At 36.7% G+C, this 15,923-nt stretch carries 10 protein-coding genes and 1 pseudogene; 3 read left to right on the forward strand and 8 right to left on the reverse strand.

Annotated features, from left to right (window positions below; genetic code table 11):
- Positions 1-133: 133 nt before the first annotated feature.
- The 8 genes and pseudogenes from ES724_RS04950 to ES724_RS04985 all read right to left on the reverse strand — a co-directional run bounded on the left by ES724_RS04950 (position 134) and on the right by ES724_RS04985 (position 13,259).
- On the reverse strand, positions 134-1,399 hold the full coding sequence (locus ES724_RS04950; RefSeq protein ID WP_146930365.1) for an MgtC/SapB family protein: 1,266 nt from the start codon (positions 1,397-1,399) through the stop codon (positions 134-136).
- A 60-nt stretch (positions 1,400-1,459) separates the two neighbouring features.
- A pseudogene (locus ES724_RS16695) lies at positions 1,460-1,683 on the reverse strand (putative DNA modification/repair radical SAM protein); the annotation flags it as partial.
- A gap of 21 nt (positions 1,684-1,704) precedes the next feature.
- Positions 1,705-4,725 carry a DNA polymerase III subunit alpha gene (locus tag ES724_RS04960; protein WP_146930368.1) on the reverse strand — a complete coding sequence of 1,007 codons (3,021 nt, stop codon included), beginning with the start codon at positions 4,723-4,725 and terminating at the stop codon, positions 1,705-1,707.
- A 221-nt stretch (positions 4,726-4,946) separates the two neighbouring features.
- Positions 4,947-6,161 (reverse strand): DNA polymerase IV, encoded by a 1,215-nt coding sequence (gene dinB, locus ES724_RS04965; protein ID WP_146930371.1) that lies wholly within the window; start codon positions 6,159-6,161, stop codon positions 4,947-4,949.
- Between the two features lie 358 nt (positions 6,162-6,519).
- Positions 6,520-8,913: a sodium-translocating pyrophosphatase gene (locus tag ES724_RS04970; RefSeq protein WP_146930374.1), complete on the reverse strand. Its 2,394-nt coding sequence runs from the start codon at positions 8,911-8,913 to the stop codon at positions 6,520-6,522.
- Positions 8,914-9,153: 240 nt separating this feature from the next.
- Positions 9,154-9,666 carry an inorganic diphosphatase gene (locus ES724_RS04975; RefSeq protein ID WP_010229002.1) on the reverse strand — a complete coding sequence of 171 codons (513 nt, stop codon included), beginning with the start codon at positions 9,664-9,666 and terminating at the stop codon, positions 9,154-9,156.
- 66 nt (positions 9,667-9,732) lie between these two features.
- On the reverse strand, positions 9,733-12,222 hold the full coding sequence (locus ES724_RS04980) for a DUF5686 and carboxypeptidase-like regulatory domain-containing protein (protein ID WP_146930377.1): 2,490 nt from the start codon (positions 12,220-12,222) through the stop codon (positions 9,733-9,735).
- Positions 12,223-12,281: 59 nt separating this feature from the next.
- Entirely contained in the window at positions 12,282-13,259 is a 978-nt protein-coding gene (locus ES724_RS04985) for a pyruvate dehydrogenase complex E1 component subunit beta (protein WP_146930380.1), read from the reverse strand.
- 174 nt (positions 13,260-13,433) lie between these two features.
- Here ES724_RS04985 and ES724_RS04990 point away from each other — a divergent pair, with 174 nt between their 5' ends.
- The 3 genes from ES724_RS04990 (at position 13,434) to ES724_RS05000 (ending at position 15,922) form a co-directional block, all read left to right on the forward strand.
- Entirely contained in the window at positions 13,434-14,180 is a 747-nt protein-coding gene (locus ES724_RS04990) for an electron transfer flavoprotein subunit beta/FixA family protein (protein ID WP_146930383.1), read from the forward strand.
- A gap of 74 nt (positions 14,181-14,254) precedes the next feature.
- Complete coding sequence (locus tag ES724_RS04995) at positions 14,255-15,223, forward strand: electron transfer flavoprotein subunit alpha/FixB family protein (protein ID WP_146930386.1); 969 nt, start codon at positions 14,255-14,257, stop codon at positions 15,221-15,223.
- 84 nt (positions 15,224-15,307) lie between these two features.
- Positions 15,308-15,922, forward strand: coding sequence for a bifunctional nuclease family protein (locus ES724_RS05000; RefSeq protein WP_146930389.1), 615 nt, complete (start codon positions 15,308-15,310; stop codon positions 15,920-15,922).
- Position 15,923: the final 1 nt, after the last annotated feature.

Below are 15,923 nucleotides of genomic sequence, written 5' to 3' on the forward strand. Positions count from 1 at the left end.
TTCCTATGAACTTGTTTAGCGATATTATTGATCCTTAGAATAATATGGTTTCCAATTTTTTTGTATAAAAGTTTCTATACTTAAATTAACTAAATGCCTTATTAAATAGGTGGATTAGTTTCTTCTAATTCACTCAAAAATGCCAAGATTGTGGCCAAAGCCATATAATTAACAATCCAGAAACTATGGCAACCCCGAAAACCACTACAATCCATTTTACAATCTCTTTAGCTCCCAAAACTATAGCCATAATTCCTTTGAAAACCAAATTTGAAATTGAAGCTAAGAGAATCAATTTCCATCCCAATTCTGTTTGTAAGCGCCCATCTTTCATCATTTGTGACAGTGATAGTGTTATGGCATCCACATCTGTCAATCCACTAATTATAGAGACGATGTAGAGTGCATTATTACCAAATTGTTGTTTGGTAAAAGCCACTGCCAATAGGATAAAACCATATAATAGTCCAAATAAAAGAGCGCTCTTAAACTGTGCAGGATTACTTGGCTCAGGCATTTCATTATCTGAATTATTTTTGTTTATCAGGTAAAATATAATTACACATAGAATAGAAACAATAACTATTTCGGCTGCAATGGGAAGAATTATTTGTCCAAGTTTTTCAGGAACAACTACTCCAATTTCTATTAATACGCGTACCATAGAGATAGCAGAAGCTGTTGTTATAACAAAGACTGCTAATTTGCTTATATTTTGTGCTTCTTTTGTTTTACGAGCATAGCTGACTGTGGTTGCAGTACTGCTAATTAAGCCACCTAAAATTCCGTTGGATATAATTCCAGCTTTTTTGCCCACAACTTTATAGATGAAATACCCAATAACACTTATACCAACTATAAGGGTAACCATTAACCAAATATTTTGTGGATTAAGCACATCAAGCGGGCCATAGGTTTCATTTGGAAGAATTGGTAGTATAATTAGACTTATGCCTGCCAAAGTCATGATGGCTGATAAATCCTTATGGCTCAATCGTTCTATAAATTCATGTAAATGATGTTTTAAGTACAATAAAACAGCCATTGATGCACCTACCAAAACGCCAATCAATTGGCTTCCTACCACGAGATATGCGCCAATGGCAAACATCAGTAAAGCAGCAACTTCAGTTGTTTGACCTACATCTGGTTTGTCAAATTTCTTTATTTTAATGTAATTAGCCATCATCAACATAGCTGCGATACTAAGACCCAAAACAGGAAGAATAAAAGCATTGTCATATTCCCGAGTCAAAAACCCAGCAATAACTCCTAAAATAGAAATAAGTGTAAACGTCCTGACTCCAGCCATTTGGTGGTCGGTTTTTTGACGCTGTAATCCAACCAAAAGACCTAACCCCAAAGCAATACCTAAAGTTGTTAAATCCGTGTAATTCATAACATCTAAAATACTAAATTCCATAAAAAAAACCCCATCTTTGGATAGGGTTCTTTTTCATGTCACGTAATAGGCTAAATCAAAAATGCAGTAATTAGTTAATAAGGTCTTTAGGAAAGAAACGCAACTGTTATCTTCTTTATAGCTGTTTCAAATACCACGGTATCACTATTTCCTAATCCTCCTTTATTGGCACGCTTGCTCCCGATACTAAATCAGGAGAAATCATATTTCGCAGCATCTGCCAGAATATTTAATTTTTCCTGAATTCTTTCCAAAGACATAATTATTGTTTTCGTTTAGCTTCAATTCTTTTTTTCTTCCAGACTTTTCATTTTTTCAATTCGGTGGCCGGTAGCCAGATTTCCTTCGGAAAATCGCGGATCTGTGATGTAAGCCTCTTTCTTCATTTTGCTCACTTCAATACTAAAAAAGTCGAATTCTTCGGTGACCTTTCCTAATAGTGCATAAACTCCACTGCCTCTAAATGCGTATTTTTCTGCGATAGGAGGGAAGAGAATGGTATCAAAAAAGTAACCTTCTCGATCTATAAAAGTTCCAAAATTCATTGGTTTTCCCTTTGCCGTTCTAGTGTTTTTCACCGTTACCAGATATCCGTAAATCAAAATTTCCTTATTTAGAAACCCTGCCAGATCCTTTTGTCCATAATCGGTTTGAGGAGACTCCTGTAGCAAATCAAAATGACTACATAATGGAAATCCCAAGAGTTCTATTTGCTCAAAAGACTCTTCTTGTAGAGTAGTATGTAATTCTGGCAATGTGAATTTTTTATGCTTCGGAGTAAAAAGAGGTACCTGATGTGGCTTCTTGGGTTTCTTGTTTAGTTTAAAATGAGCTTCCCATAAGAGTTGATATTTGTCTATGCCTGTAAACCTAAATGCATTAATCCTAATTAGTATGCTTAATTGCTCTATGCTAATGGGAACACGATCTATAAAATTTTCTAAGGATTTAAATTTTCCTTTAAAATTCCTGTTTTCCAGAATACGTTGTACAGCGCGATGCTCGACTTCTTTTAAATTTCCAAAACCCAAATAAATGGTCGTTCCTTTTATGGTATTATGGTAATCCCCTTCATTGATACACGGTGGCTCTACAGTAGCTCCACTCATCTTGGCCTCATGCACATACATTTCTGTAGAGTAAAAACCGCCTCCGTTATTAAGAGTTGCTACCATATATTCTAATGGGAAATAGGCTTTTAAGAACAAACTCTGATAACTTTCTACGGCATAGCTGGCAGAATGCCCTTTTGCAAAGGCGTATCCTGCAAAACTTTTTATTTGATCCCAGACTTCAGAAATGGTCGTTTCTGCGATCTTTTTCTCACGACAGTTGGAGATGAACTTTTCTTCTACCCGCTGAAATTCTTCTCGGGAGCGATATTTCCCACTCATTCCACGGCGCAAAACATCTGCCTCTGCAAGGCTGAGGCCGGCAAAAAAATGCGCTACTTTAATTACATCTTCTTGATACACCATAATGCCATAAGTGTCCGGCATTATTTTGGCAAGTTCGGGATGGGCATTGTCTCGTCTTTCTGGGTATCTGTGGCGTAAGATATATTCTCGCATCATTCCGCTCCTTGCCACCCCAGGGCGAATAATGGAACTGGCAGCCACCAAACCTAAATAGGTGTCGGTTTGTAATTTTCTAAGCAACATACGCATTGCAGGGGATTCCACATAAAAGCAGCCAATACAAGAACCTTCTTTAATAAGATTATTTATTTTAGAATCTTCTTTAAAAACTGCTACATCATGAATGTCGAATGCAGCTGCATCTGGCTGATTTTCAGCAATGATGTATAAAGAATCCCGAATCTTCCCTAATCCTCTTTGTGCGAGAATATCAAATTTATAAAGTCCCACATCTTCAGAGATCACCATATCAAACTGCACACAAGGAAATCCTTTTGGCGGAAGGTCTAAAGCAGAAAAAGCTGTAAGTGGTTTGTTAGAAATTAGAATTCCTCCTGCATGGATACTTCGGTAATTAGGCATGCCCTGAATTAAATCGCCATATTTAAGGACTATTTTATGAATGTCATCTTGTTTGTTATTTGGAAGACTTCCTTTACAGAGCTTGTCTATGTCTTCTTTTGGAAGTCCAAAGACTTTCCCTAATTCTCTAATTACGGCTCTAAATTGGAAGGTGTTATAAGTGGCAAGCAGGGCCGTATGCTTGAATTCTTCAAAAATAAACCTAGTGATATCTTCCCGATCGTTCCATGAAAAATCTATATCGAAATCTGGCGGACTGGTCCTGAATTCATTTATAAATCGTTCAAAATAAAGATCTAATTCTATAGGATCTACCTCGGTGATCTGCAGTAGATAGGCCACAATACTATTGGCGCCGCTTCCTCTGCCTACATAGAAATATCCTTTTTCCCGGGCATATTGGCAAATGCGCCAGTTAATAAGAAAATAGGAGATAAAGTTCATTTTCTTAATGACCTTTAATTCTGTGATCATTCTTTTAAGAACTTCCTCTTTAGCTTCAGGATAGCGAAGAAGGAGTCCTTTTTCGCAAAGTTCTTTTAGGAATTTTTCATCATTAGAAGCGCTTTCCCCAAAAACCTGCTGATTCTGAGGCTTTCTGTTTTCAGAAAAATCGAAATGGATCTTACAGTCTGCCAGAAGCTCTTCGGTGTTTTTGAGAATAAAAGGGAACTCTTCAAAATGCTCTTTTATCTTCTCAAGAGGACTCATTTGCTCTTCTTTTCCAGCCTGTTCTTCAGGAGAGAGTTTGCTTAGAAGTGTATTATTATCAATGGCGCGCAACAATCTATGCGCATTAAAATCTCGTTTATTTCTGAAGGTGACAGGTTGTAATATTACCAGTTTGGTGGTGAGTTCCTTTAATTTTGAAAACTTCAATTTTCGCAATTCAGCAATACTTACCCCAATAAATTCATTGGCGGCAAATTGACTTATTTCTGAAGCTAATATTTTTTCAAAAGGATAAATAATAAAAGCATTTTCGAAAAAAGGTGCTTTTTCCGGGATGACTATTTTTTGCTGAAGATGTTTAGAAAGAAAATCATTTAATTCCTGAAAACCCTCATTGTTCTTTGCGATGCCTATAAATTGTTGCTGTACTCCATTCCTGAAATCTATTCCCAGAATTGGGGTGATATCATATTCTTTGGCAATTCTCACAAAATTTAGGCTGGCAGAAGTGTTATTAATATCTGTAAGCACTAAAGTTTTTACATTATTTTTTTGTGCCAGTTCCAGTAATTCTATTTCTGAAAATGTTCCAAAGCGTATGCTATAATATGTGTGGTTATTTAAGTACAATTTCAGGTCTTATGTTTACAGTATTTTAAACTTCTAATTCTTAATCCCTCATTGAGGGTTTAATTCCCCGAGGCCTGCCCGAAACATTCAGGCGGGCTTGCCTCGAATTTTTGAAAGTATTTTTCCTCCCGAACCATCGGGACATACCTCGTGGGCTTGCCCCGAGGTTCTTGATTTTTTCTTTCTCTTTTTAATTTTTCTTTCTCTTTTTAAGCAAGGTTCTATTGCTTTCTGTGCGCTAGCACTACCGGTGGTTCCCCATTAAAAGGATTGGTCATCCGGCCAATGGTCCTAGCTCCCAGAGAGGCCGCTCTTAATACGCTTCGGTCTCCATACCTAATTCTAATAGTGTCCATAGCATTGTACAAACTCAAAATCTCTTCGTTATCATCGAACAAGTTGATCTGGTAATTTCCACCGGCTAAATGGCTAAAACGTATCCCAATAAGCCGCACCAATAAGCGGCGGTTATAGAGTTTTTTGAATAGATCTTTAATCTTGGGAATTAAAATATGATCTGCACTCGTGTAAGGGATCTTGAGTTGTTTGGTATAGGTATTAAAATCTGAATATCTTATTTTAACCGAGATACAGGAGGTAAGTTTATCACCACGGCGTAACTGAAATGCGAGATTTTCCGTCATTGCTATTAAAATGGCGGATAATCTATCTACATCTATAGTATCCCGATCGAAAGTGCGCTCGGTGGAGATGGATTTTCTTTCAGAATAGGGGATAACCGGCGTGTTGTCTATTCCTTGTGCTCTATGCCAGATGGTTGTGCCGTTTGCTCCCAATACTTTTTGGATCATTTCCAATGGCATTTCTTGTATTGTTTTTACATGCCGAACTCCGAGATTCCGAAGGGTTTGGTATGTTTTATCACCCACCATAGGTATTTTCTTTACTGAAAGCGGTGCTAAGAATTCCTTTTCAAATCCTGAATCTATTTTTAATTGATTGTTGGGTTTTGCTTCATTAGTGGCTACTTTAGAAACTATTTTATTTGCTGAAAGTCCGAAGGAAATAGGTAATCCTGTTTCCCGAATAATCTTTTTACGTAATTCTGAGGAATATTTATAACAGCCAAAAAACCGATCCATCCCGGTGAGATCTGCATAGAATTCGTCGATGCTTGATTTTTCAAAAAGCGGAACATCTTTTTTTATTATATCGGTTACATCATTAGAATATTTGGTGTAAGTACTTGCGTCTCCTCTTATAACAGTCGCCTCGGGACATAATTGTTTGGCGAGTTTCATGGACATTCCGGAATGCACCCCAAAAGCCCTGGTTTCATAACTACAGGCCGCTACGACTCCTCGGTCGCTGGTACCTCCTACTAATAAGGGTCTATGCTGTAAACGCGTATCTATTAGGCGTTCTACAGAAACATAAAAGGTGTCCAGATCCAGATGTAATACGGTTTTTGCCATTTTATATGCATTCCATCTTAGTAGGGAATGATTACAAAATTATGGAATTATTCCAATATATTGGAATAATTCCAATGTTAAAATTAGAAGATTTTGATCTTTAATCCCTCATTGAGGGTTTAATTCCCCGAGGCTTGCCTCGAATTTTTAAAAGTATTTTCCTCCCGAACCATCGGGACATACCTCGTGGGCTTGCCCCGAGGATCTTGATTAGAAGGATCTAGTGTAAGTAGGGAATAGCAGAAATTTGAAAGAATAAATTCCCCTGTATAAATATAATAATGAGAATCTAGAAGATTATAAAAAGAAAAACCCCCAAGGAATACCTTGAGGGTTTTTTATGAAAAAGGAATAAATATTACATATTTTCCAACTCTGCTTCAACTTCAGCTTTAGTTCCTCTGTAGGTTTTTACTTTTACATCAGTCTTACCATTTTCAATAGTAGTAATTCTAACCTCTGCAACAGTTTCGTCACCTTCAGTGGTCATTCTAATTTCCACTTCTTTAGTTACAGAATTTTCTAGATCAGTAACATTTATTATTTCAGTATTTTCAGCTGAATAATTAACATCATCAAGAGTGTGTCCTCCTAATATTGGAGCTATTACCAAACCGATTAAACAAGTCAGTTTTATCAAGATATTCATAGATGGACCAGAAGTATCTTTAAATGGATCTCCTACAGTGTCACCAGTTACAGCCGCTTTATGGGCATCAGATCCTTTATAGGTCATCTCACCATCAATTAAAACTCCGGCTTCAAAAGATTTTTTAGCATTATCCCAAGCTCCACCTGCATTGTTCTGGAAAATAGCCCAAAGAACACCACTCACAGTAACTCCAGCCATATAACCTCCTAACATTTCAGCAATTGCCAAATTATTCATTCCGAAGATCATAGGGATAAAAGCGATCGCTAAAGGAAAACCTATAGTTAATAATCCAGGTAACATCATTTCTCTTAGAGAAGCTTCGGTAGAGATCGCCACACATTTATCATATTGTGGTTTTCCAGTTCCTTCCATAATTCCAGGAATCTCTCTAAACTGTCTACGTACTTCCTGAACCATTTCCATAGCTGCTTTTCCAACGGCATTCATTGCTAAGGCAGAAAATACTACGGGAACCATTCCTCCAACAAATAACATTGCTAAAACAGGAGCTTTAAAAATATTGATCCCTTCAATCCCAGTAAAAGTTACATAGGCTGCAAATAAAGCTAAAGAAGTTAATGCTGCAGATGCAATTGCAAAACCTTTTCCTGTTGCGGCAGTTGTATTTCCAACAGAATCTAAAATATCTGTACGTTCTCTTACTATTGGTTCTTGTTCACTCATTTCGGCAATACCACCTGCATTATCAGATATCGGTCCGAAAGCATCTATTGCTAATTGCATAGCGGTTGTAGCCATCATTGCTGATGCTGCTAATGCAACTCCATAAAATCCTGCGAAAGCATAAGAAGACCAGATAGCAGCTGCAAATAATAAAACTGAAGGAAAAGTAGAGATCATCCCTGTTGCTAAACCTGCAATAATATTGGTTCCTGCACCAGTACTGGATTGTTGTACAATTTTGAGAATTGGTTTTTTACCTAATCCTGTATAATATTCTGTTACAGAAGAAATTGCTCCTCCAACAATAAGTCCGATGATGGTAGCTCCAAATACACGCATTGAAGAAATTTCTTTAATACCTTCTCCAAAGAATTCCATTTGCATAGTTGCCGGAAGCATCCATTTTACCAATACATAACATGTTATTGCTACTAAGGCTATAGACACCCAGTTCCCGATGTTCAAGGCACGCATAACTTGGTCTTCCTTAGCATCATTACTGCTTATTTTCACTAACATGGTACCAATCATAGAAATGATAATTCCTGCACCAGCAATCGCCATTGGTAATAATACCGGGCCAATTCCGCCAAAAACATCGTCGATGCTTCCACCCATATCCTTAATAACATAATTCCCAAGAACCATGGCTGCTAAAACGGTTGCTACATAAGACCCAAAAAGATCGGCTCCCATTCCGGCAACATCACCAACGTTGTCTCCCACGTTATCTGCAATAGTGGCTGGGTTTCTAGGATCATCTTCAGGAATACCTGCTTCCACTTTTCCCACTAGATCGGCGCCAACATCGGCAGCTTTGGTATAAATTCCTCCACCAACACGGGCAAATAAGGCTATAGATTCAGCTCCAAGAGAGAATCCAGCTAGCGTTTCCAATACAATGGTCATGTCCAATGTATTTGTCCATTCGCCTCCCATAAAGTACCAAAAGAAAAAGATAAAGAAACTTGTTAAGCCTAATACAGCTAAACCTGCAACACCAAGACCCATTACAGTTCCACCGCCAAAGGAAACTTTTAATGCATTTGGTAAACTTGTTTTGGCAGCTTGTGTAGTTCTAACGTTTGTCTTTGTTGCTATTTTCATTCCCATATTTCCTGCCAAGGCAGAGAAAAATGCTCCGAAAATAAAAGCGATCACAATTAACCAGTGCGTAGTTGGTACTACAAAAGAAACTACTGCAAGTGCAACACTCACAATAACTACAAAAATGGCAAGTAATTTATATTCGGCATTTAAAAAGGCTAGTGCGCCTTCATAGATATGATCTGAAATTTCTTTCATTTTTCCGTCGCCGGCGTCTTGTTTTAAGACCCAAGACCTTTTTATCCACATGTATAATAGACCAATTATGGCCAGAACAATTGGGGCATAGATAATCATTGATTCCATAGAGAAAGTTAAAAATTAGTTAATGTCTGCTAATGTAGTTAAATCAATGATAAATAAAAAAAGCGATAACTTTTTAGAGTTATCGCTTTTAATCCCTCATTGAGGGTTTAGTTACCTGTCCCGAAACATCGGGATGCCTCGAAAATTTAAAATTATTTTCCTCCCGAACCCTCTGAACATAAATTTTGGGCTTGCCGAGAGCTTCTTGATTTTGTTCAATATTATGAGAAAATCATTCGATTATATTCCGAATCTCTCTTTGTCTCCTTCATAATTCTTATATCTCTCGATACATTGTTTGATGATTTCTTTAGCTTCATCAGCATTTCCCCATCCACCAACATCTACTTTCTTTTTCTCAAGATCTTTGTATACTTTAAAGAAATGTTCGATCTCTTTTAATAAGTGACCATTCACATCATCCAGATCATTCAATCTATTCCAGATAGGATCTGAAACCGGTACACAGATAATTTTTTCATCTGGTCCTTTTTCATCTGCCATATGGAAAACTCCAATTGGCTTTACTTCCATTACAATTCCAGGGAAAGTAGGCTCTGCTACCAATACTAATACATCTAAAGGATCACTATCCAATGCTAATGTGTTAGGAATGAATCCGTAATCTGCAGGGTACATCATAGAAGAAAAGATCATTCGGTCGTACCGAACTTTCTTCAATTCAAAATCATACTCATATTTGTTTCTACTCCCTTTTGGGATCTCTATCAATACATCAAAAGTCTCTGACATTTTCTTTCTTTTTTATTCAAATTTTTCAGGCGGCAAATATAGTAATTTATACTCTTAAAGAGCATATTAAAAATGAAAACCAAATGAAGCGGTTACTCCAAACGATCTTGCATCTTCATTATCGAAATAATTTCCTCTAAAATGAGCATCTATTCTCAGGAACTTAAAAATATTCCCAACACCTACACTATATTCCCAATAAGGTTCAGAATCTGGCGCAATAAGCGGTAATCCAGAAGCATCTATGTTTTTATTCTTTTCTGAAATTTCTCCGTAAACTCCACGAATTCCAACGATCTCCCTTAAATTAAGGTCACGAAGGCCCGGAATCCTTGAAAACAATCTTCCATTAAAGTTGTGTTCCAAATGTGCTGCTATATAAGTATCTGTAACAAATTCGTAGAAATTCAACAGTGAAAAACTGTTGTATAAAGCGAAATAGGTTTGATTTCCAGGCACTACGCTCAATAGCCCCAACGGAACCTCTCCAAAGGTTTTTCCTGTTTCTAAACTAACATTAGATCTTCCGAAGCCTCCTACTAATAACGGCTGATTATAAAAGAATTGTATCTTTTTATAATTAAAATCACTTTCAAAAATATCTTTTACTCCCAGACTATAATTCAAGAAAAATGTTGGAAAATCATCTCCATTAATAATATTTCTATCTACCCCATACCCAGTGGTTTCTCTTCCTGGGGTATAAGTGAAAATGGTGGAAATTTCGGTTTGATTTATTTCTGAATCTATTTGTGTAAGCGCATCATCTGTGTAAAAATCCAGACTAAAAGTTGGTGATGCCGGCTTAAGGATCCTGTAAGATCCAGCTAGTCTAAAAGTGAAATTTTTAATGGGTTCAATTTCCAGGCTTGCTACAGATAGATTAATGGAACTTAACTTATCATTATCTCCTACATTTATCAAAGAGGAAGAAGCCAAACTTCTACCAAGCACATCGGTAGTATTGGTGAGACTGGTTCCCAACTGCTCAATATCGCGCCTGTTCCCGGCGGTGGCAATTATCCTCAATTTTTTGTCTAATAATACTTTAGCTGCGATCCCGTATTTGAATTTCTTATCCTTAAAACCGTAAGCTCCATATCCTTCAATTCTCCATGGGTCATTCTGGTCAAAATAGGTTCTTCCGCCACCTCTAACTCTCCAGCCTTCTACATCATTAAATCCTAATGTGGCATATATAGGCCCGTAATCGAAACCATCTAATTCTATATATCCTGTAGTTAGGGTAGTAGTTAAATTATATAAACGCTTGAAAGCGGGAACCGTTTGCAGGGTGTCCAGCATTTTATAAACACCTCTTTCGTCACCATTTAATTCTTCTAGACGATTCTTTTGCCAAAATTCATCATCTCTATTATACACTTCTTCCTTGAAATCTATAACTCGGTTATCGTAAAATTTCAATGGTTTTTTATTATTGAAATTATAATTATCGTAAAGCACCGTTCTTTTTCCATAGATCCCTCGTGCAGACTCTTTGTCTCTAAGTGAGAAATCTACCTGAAAAAAGTCTCGAGTAATTAAGAAAATAGAATCATTTAAAACGTCAAATTCTTGTTCTATATAAACCCCTTTTACCCAGTTTACATTGGCGTCTTCTGCCATTTCTAGATCGATCTTCTTCACCGCCCAAGTAGTGTCATTTACCCAAAAGTCTCCTTTAAAGGTTAATTCATTTTTTCGCCTTGGATAATATCTTATTCTATAGCACCACTTGTCGCCAACAAAAGAGCTGTCTGTTAGAATATAATTGTAATTGTTTATTCCAGTTGTAGAAAGTGGACTTATAAAACTCTTGTCAAAAAATTTGAGGTAATTCTCGTAAATATCTATTTCAGAATAAATATCTTTTACAGAAGAGATTAAAATCTGATTATTGCTAAAACCAGAATTCTTATTTCCTAAAAGTTCTTCTTTAATTTTACCAGATTTTTTATCTCCATATATTTTAGAAACAGCTTCATTAAGAAAAATAGGTAAATAGGTTTTTCCAGTAACTCTATTAGTATCCAGATCTTTAAATATAAATTCCATTCCATTAAAAATGGGACTATTAATTAAAGCGCTGTCTATTTTATTAAGATCGAATTCCAGTTTTTCATATTTCCTGTATTCGTATTGATCGAATTGCTTAACACCATTCTGTCTTTTGTTCTCCCAGACCTTTCTAAGAATATCCAAAGCAGGATTATTGGTTTTAGAAGTTTTTCCTTGATAGATCATTACTTCACCCAAAGATTCGGTTATTTCTTTCAGAACGATCTTGAGATTCAAATTATCTCCTTTTTCAAGGGGCATTAGCAAAGTCTCATATCCTACATATGAGAATTCTACATTAGGTTGATCTTGATCAGATTTTATGTAGAAATCACCATTCTCGGTAGTGGTAGTTCCTTCAGAAGAACTTAAAAAGATAACATTCGCAAAAGGGATAGGAGTGCCTGTCTCATCTACAACAGTTCCGCTAATTCTGGTTTGTGACCATCCTTGAAAAAAAGTGAATAAAATACAGGTAAAAAAAAGGTATTGTTTCATAGTTGGGCACAAAAAAAGCTTCACCGTTTAGATGAAGCTTCAAAGATAAGTCTATAAGATTACTTGTAAAGCACCTTTCTCACAGCTTTAACAACATCGTCACTATTCGGTATCCAGTTTTTTAATAAGACTGGAGAATAAGGCGCTGGAGTATCTGCCGTATTGATTTTTATAATAGGGGCATCCAAGTAATCGAATGCATTTTCCTGAACTTGATACGTAATTTCTGTAGCAACATTTCCAAACGGCCATGCTTCTTCCAAGATCACTAATCTATTTGTTTTTTTAACCGACTTGTATATTGCATCATAATCCAAAGGTCTTACGGTACGCAAGTCAATGATCTCACAAGAGATTCCATCTTTTTCTAATTCATCTGCTGCTTTGTAGGCTTCCTTGATGATCTTTCCAAAAGATACAATAGTAACATCTGTTCCTTCTCTTTTAATATCTGCAACTCCAATTGGAACTATATAATCTTCTTCAGGCACTTCTCCTTTATCTCCGTACATCTGCTCACTTTCCATAAAGATCACAGGATCGTCGTCGCGAATTGCCGCTTTTAATAAGCCTTTTGCATCGTAAGGATTGGAAGGTACAACTACTTTCAAACCTGGACAGTTTGCAAACCAGCTTTCAAAAGCTTGAGAGTGGGTAGCTCCTAATTGCCCTGCAGAGCCCGTTGGCCCTCTAAATACGATAGGAATATTAAATTGCCCACCACTCATTTGGCGCATTTTAGCTGCGTTGTTAATAATTTGATCTATTCCTACAAGCGCGAAGTTGAAGGTCATAAACTCTATAATAGGTCTATTTCCATTCATAGCACTTCCAATTCCAATTCCGGTGAAACCAAGTTCAGAGATCGGTGTGTCTATCACACGGTCTGGTCCAAATTCATCCAACATCCCTTTAGACGCTTTATAAGCACCATTATATTCTGCCACTTCTTCACCCATTAGGTAAATAGTATCATCTAAGCGCATTTCTTCGCTCATGGCCTGCTGAATCGCTTCTCTGAATTGAATTGTTTTCATTCTATATATCTATACTGTTAAATGTATCGCTTTGAAAAAACAAAAATAGTAATTCGTAAAAGTTTATAGCGCATCTAACTGCTAAAATATTTGTTATGCGCGCATAGTAAATTCTGTATAAATTTCCCTATCTTCGTGATCACGATAAAAAAATTATTTAAAAAGAAAATATAGATGAAAATATTAGTGTGTATAAGTCACGTACCGGACACTACTTCGAAGATTAACTTTACAGATAATAATACTCAGTTTGATACCAATGGAGTACAGTTTGTAATTAATCCGAATGACGAATTTGGTCTTACCCGTGCAATGTGGTTCAAAGAAAAACAAGGAGCAATTGTAGATGTAATAAATGTTGGCGGTGCTGAGACTGAGCCGACTTTACGTAAAGCCTTGGCAATTGGTGCAGATAATGCAATTAGAGTGAACACGCCTGCTACAGACGGTTTTCAAGTTGCTAAACAACTGGCGAACGTTGCAAAAGAAGGTGAATATGATCTTATTATTGCAGGACGTGAGTCTATAGATTACAACGGAGGGATGGTTCCTGGGATGTTAGCTGCTTTGTTAAAAGCTAACTTTGTAAACACCTGTATCGGGCTTGAAATTGAAGGAACCGAAGCAAAAGCGGTTAGAGAAATTGACGGTGGAAAAGAAAGTGTTACCGCTAAATTACCATTGGTTATTGGAGGACAAAAAGGTTTGGTTGAAGAAAGTGATCTAAGAATTCCTAATATGAGAGGAATTATGATGGCTAGAAAGAAACCTTTAAATGTTGTAGAGCCTGTAGATGTCACAGCCCAAACTGAGGTTGAGAAGTTCGAAAAACCTGCTCCAAAGGGTGCAGTTAAATTGGTAGAGTCGGATAATTTAGATGAATTGATCGAATTACTTCATAATGAAGCTAAAGTGATTTAGTTACATATGGAAGGCTTCAGAAAAGCCGAAATGAGTTAAAGATTTAATATCCACAACAAATAAAAATAAAAAACATGTCAGTTTTAGCTTATATAGAATCAGAAGAAGGAAAGTTTAAAAAAGCATCATTAGAAGTGGCTTCCTATGCAAAAGAAGTTGCTCAAATGCTTGGGACTACTGTAACAGGAGTAACATTTAATGCTGAAGATGTTTCGGAACTTGGAACTTACGGAGTAGACAAGGTTTTGAAGATCAATAATTCAAAATTAAAAGACTTTAATGCCGAAGCTTATGCCGATGCATTAAAGCAAGCAGCAGACAAGGAAGACTCTAAAGTGGTAGTTGTAAGTCAGAGTGCAGACAGCAAATATTTAGCACCTCTTTTAGCGGTGCATTTAAATGCTGGATATGCGTCTAATGTAGTTTCTATCCCAGAAAGTGCTAGCCCTTTTGTTGTGAAAAGAACAGCTTTTACAAATAAAGCGTTCAATTTCACAAAAATAAGTACAGATATTAAGGTAGTAGGAGTTTCTAAAAATGCCTTTGGTTTAAAAGAAGTTGAAGGAGCTGCAACTGCTGAAGATTTTTCTCCAAATTTATCTGAAGAAGATTTTTCAGTAAATGTTACCAACGTAGATAAAGCAAAAGATAAAGTGACTATTGCTGATGCAGAGATTGTGGTTTCTGGTGGTAGAGGGCTTAAAGGTCCAGAGAACTGGGGAATGATCGAAGATCTAGCTGAAACATTAGGTGCTGCAACAGCATGTTCTAAACCGGTGAGTGATATGGGTTGGAGGCCTCATAGTGAGCACGTTGGGCAAACAGGGAAGCCTGTTGCTTCAAACTTATATATAGCAATTGGTATTTCTGGTGCTATCCAACATTTGGCAGGGATTAACTCTTCTAAAGTGAAAGTTGTTATCAATAATGATCCGGAAGCGCCATTTTTTAAGGCTGCAGATTATGGAGTTGTTGGTGATGCCTTTGAAATTGTACCGAAGCTAAATGAAAAACTAAAAGAATTTAAAGCTAAAAACGCATAATTTTTTTAACTTGCGAGCATTAAAAGGGCTTTCTAAATCTGGTATTTTGTCCTTATTTAGAAAGCCCTTTTCAATTATTGGTATATGAGCCTAATACGCCTTAATATAAAAGGAATATCTTACAGTCAAACCCAAAACGGCGCTTACGCACTTATTTTAAGTGAAGTGGGCGGGGATAGAAAACTCCCTATCGTTATTGGAGCCTTTGAGGCACAGTCTATAGCCATTGCGCTAGAAAAGGAAATTAAACCTCCGCGACCTCTTACTCACGATCTATTCAAGAACTTTTGCGACAGATATACGATCAATATTAAACAAGTGATCATTCACAAATTGGTGGATGGTGTGTTTTATTCTAGCTTAATTTGTGAAAGAGATAAAATTGAAGAGGTAATAGATGCCCGTACTAGTGATGCTATTGCGTTAGCCTTAAGATTTGATGCCCCAATTTTTACTTATAAAAACATCTTGGATAAAGCAGGAATATTCTTGAAAGGAGAATCTGGATCCTTAACTCCATCTACTGCAAAAGAACAAGCAGAAATAGATGATATACTTGCAGAAAATATTGAACCTGAAGGCTCAGATTATAAAAAAATGTCCTTGATTGAACTTGAAGATCTACTTACTCAAGCAGTTAAAAATGAAGATTATGAAAAGGCAGCCAGAATTAGAGACGAGATCTCCAAAAGAAAATAAG

Origin of the sequence: Gillisia hiemivivida, assembly GCF_007997295.1 — a bacterium.
GTDB lineage: Bacteria > Bacteroidota > Bacteroidia > Flavobacteriales > Flavobacteriaceae > Gillisia > Gillisia hiemivivida.

What these genes read in the sequence shown, in the direction of transcription:
- ES724_RS04950 (WP_146930365.1), bottom strand. Translation starts at nt 1,399, where the DNA reads ATGAATTACACGGATTTAACAACTTTAGGTATTGCTTTGGGGTTAGGT.
- dinB (WP_146930371.1), bottom strand. Translation starts at nt 6,161, where the DNA reads ATGGCAAAAACCGTATTACATCTGGATCTGGACACCTTTTATGTTTCT.
- ES724_RS04970 (WP_146930374.1), bottom strand. Translation starts at nt 8,913, where the DNA reads ATGGAATCAATGATTATCTATGCCCCAATTGTTCTGGCCATAATTGGT.
- ES724_RS04975 (WP_010229002.1), bottom strand. Translation starts at nt 9,666, where the DNA reads ATGTCAGAGACTTTTGATGTATTGATAGAGATCCCAAAAGGGAGTAGA.
- ES724_RS04980 (WP_146930377.1), bottom strand. Translation starts at nt 12,222, where the DNA reads ATGAAACAATACCTTTTTTTTACCTGTATTTTATTCACTTTTTTTCAA.
- ES724_RS04985 (WP_146930380.1), bottom strand. Translation starts at nt 13,259, where the DNA reads ATGAAAACAATTCAATTCAGAGAAGCGATTCAGCAGGCCATGAGCGAA.
- ES724_RS04990 (WP_146930383.1), top strand. Translation starts at nt 13,434, where the DNA reads ATGAAAATATTAGTGTGTATAAGTCACGTACCGGACACTACTTCGAAG.
- ES724_RS04995 (WP_146930386.1), top strand. Translation starts at nt 14,255, where the DNA reads ATGTCAGTTTTAGCTTATATAGAATCAGAAGAAGGAAAGTTTAAAAAA.
- ES724_RS05000 (WP_146930389.1), top strand. Translation starts at nt 15,308, where the DNA reads ATGAGCCTAATACGCCTTAATATAAAAGGAATATCTTACAGTCAAACC.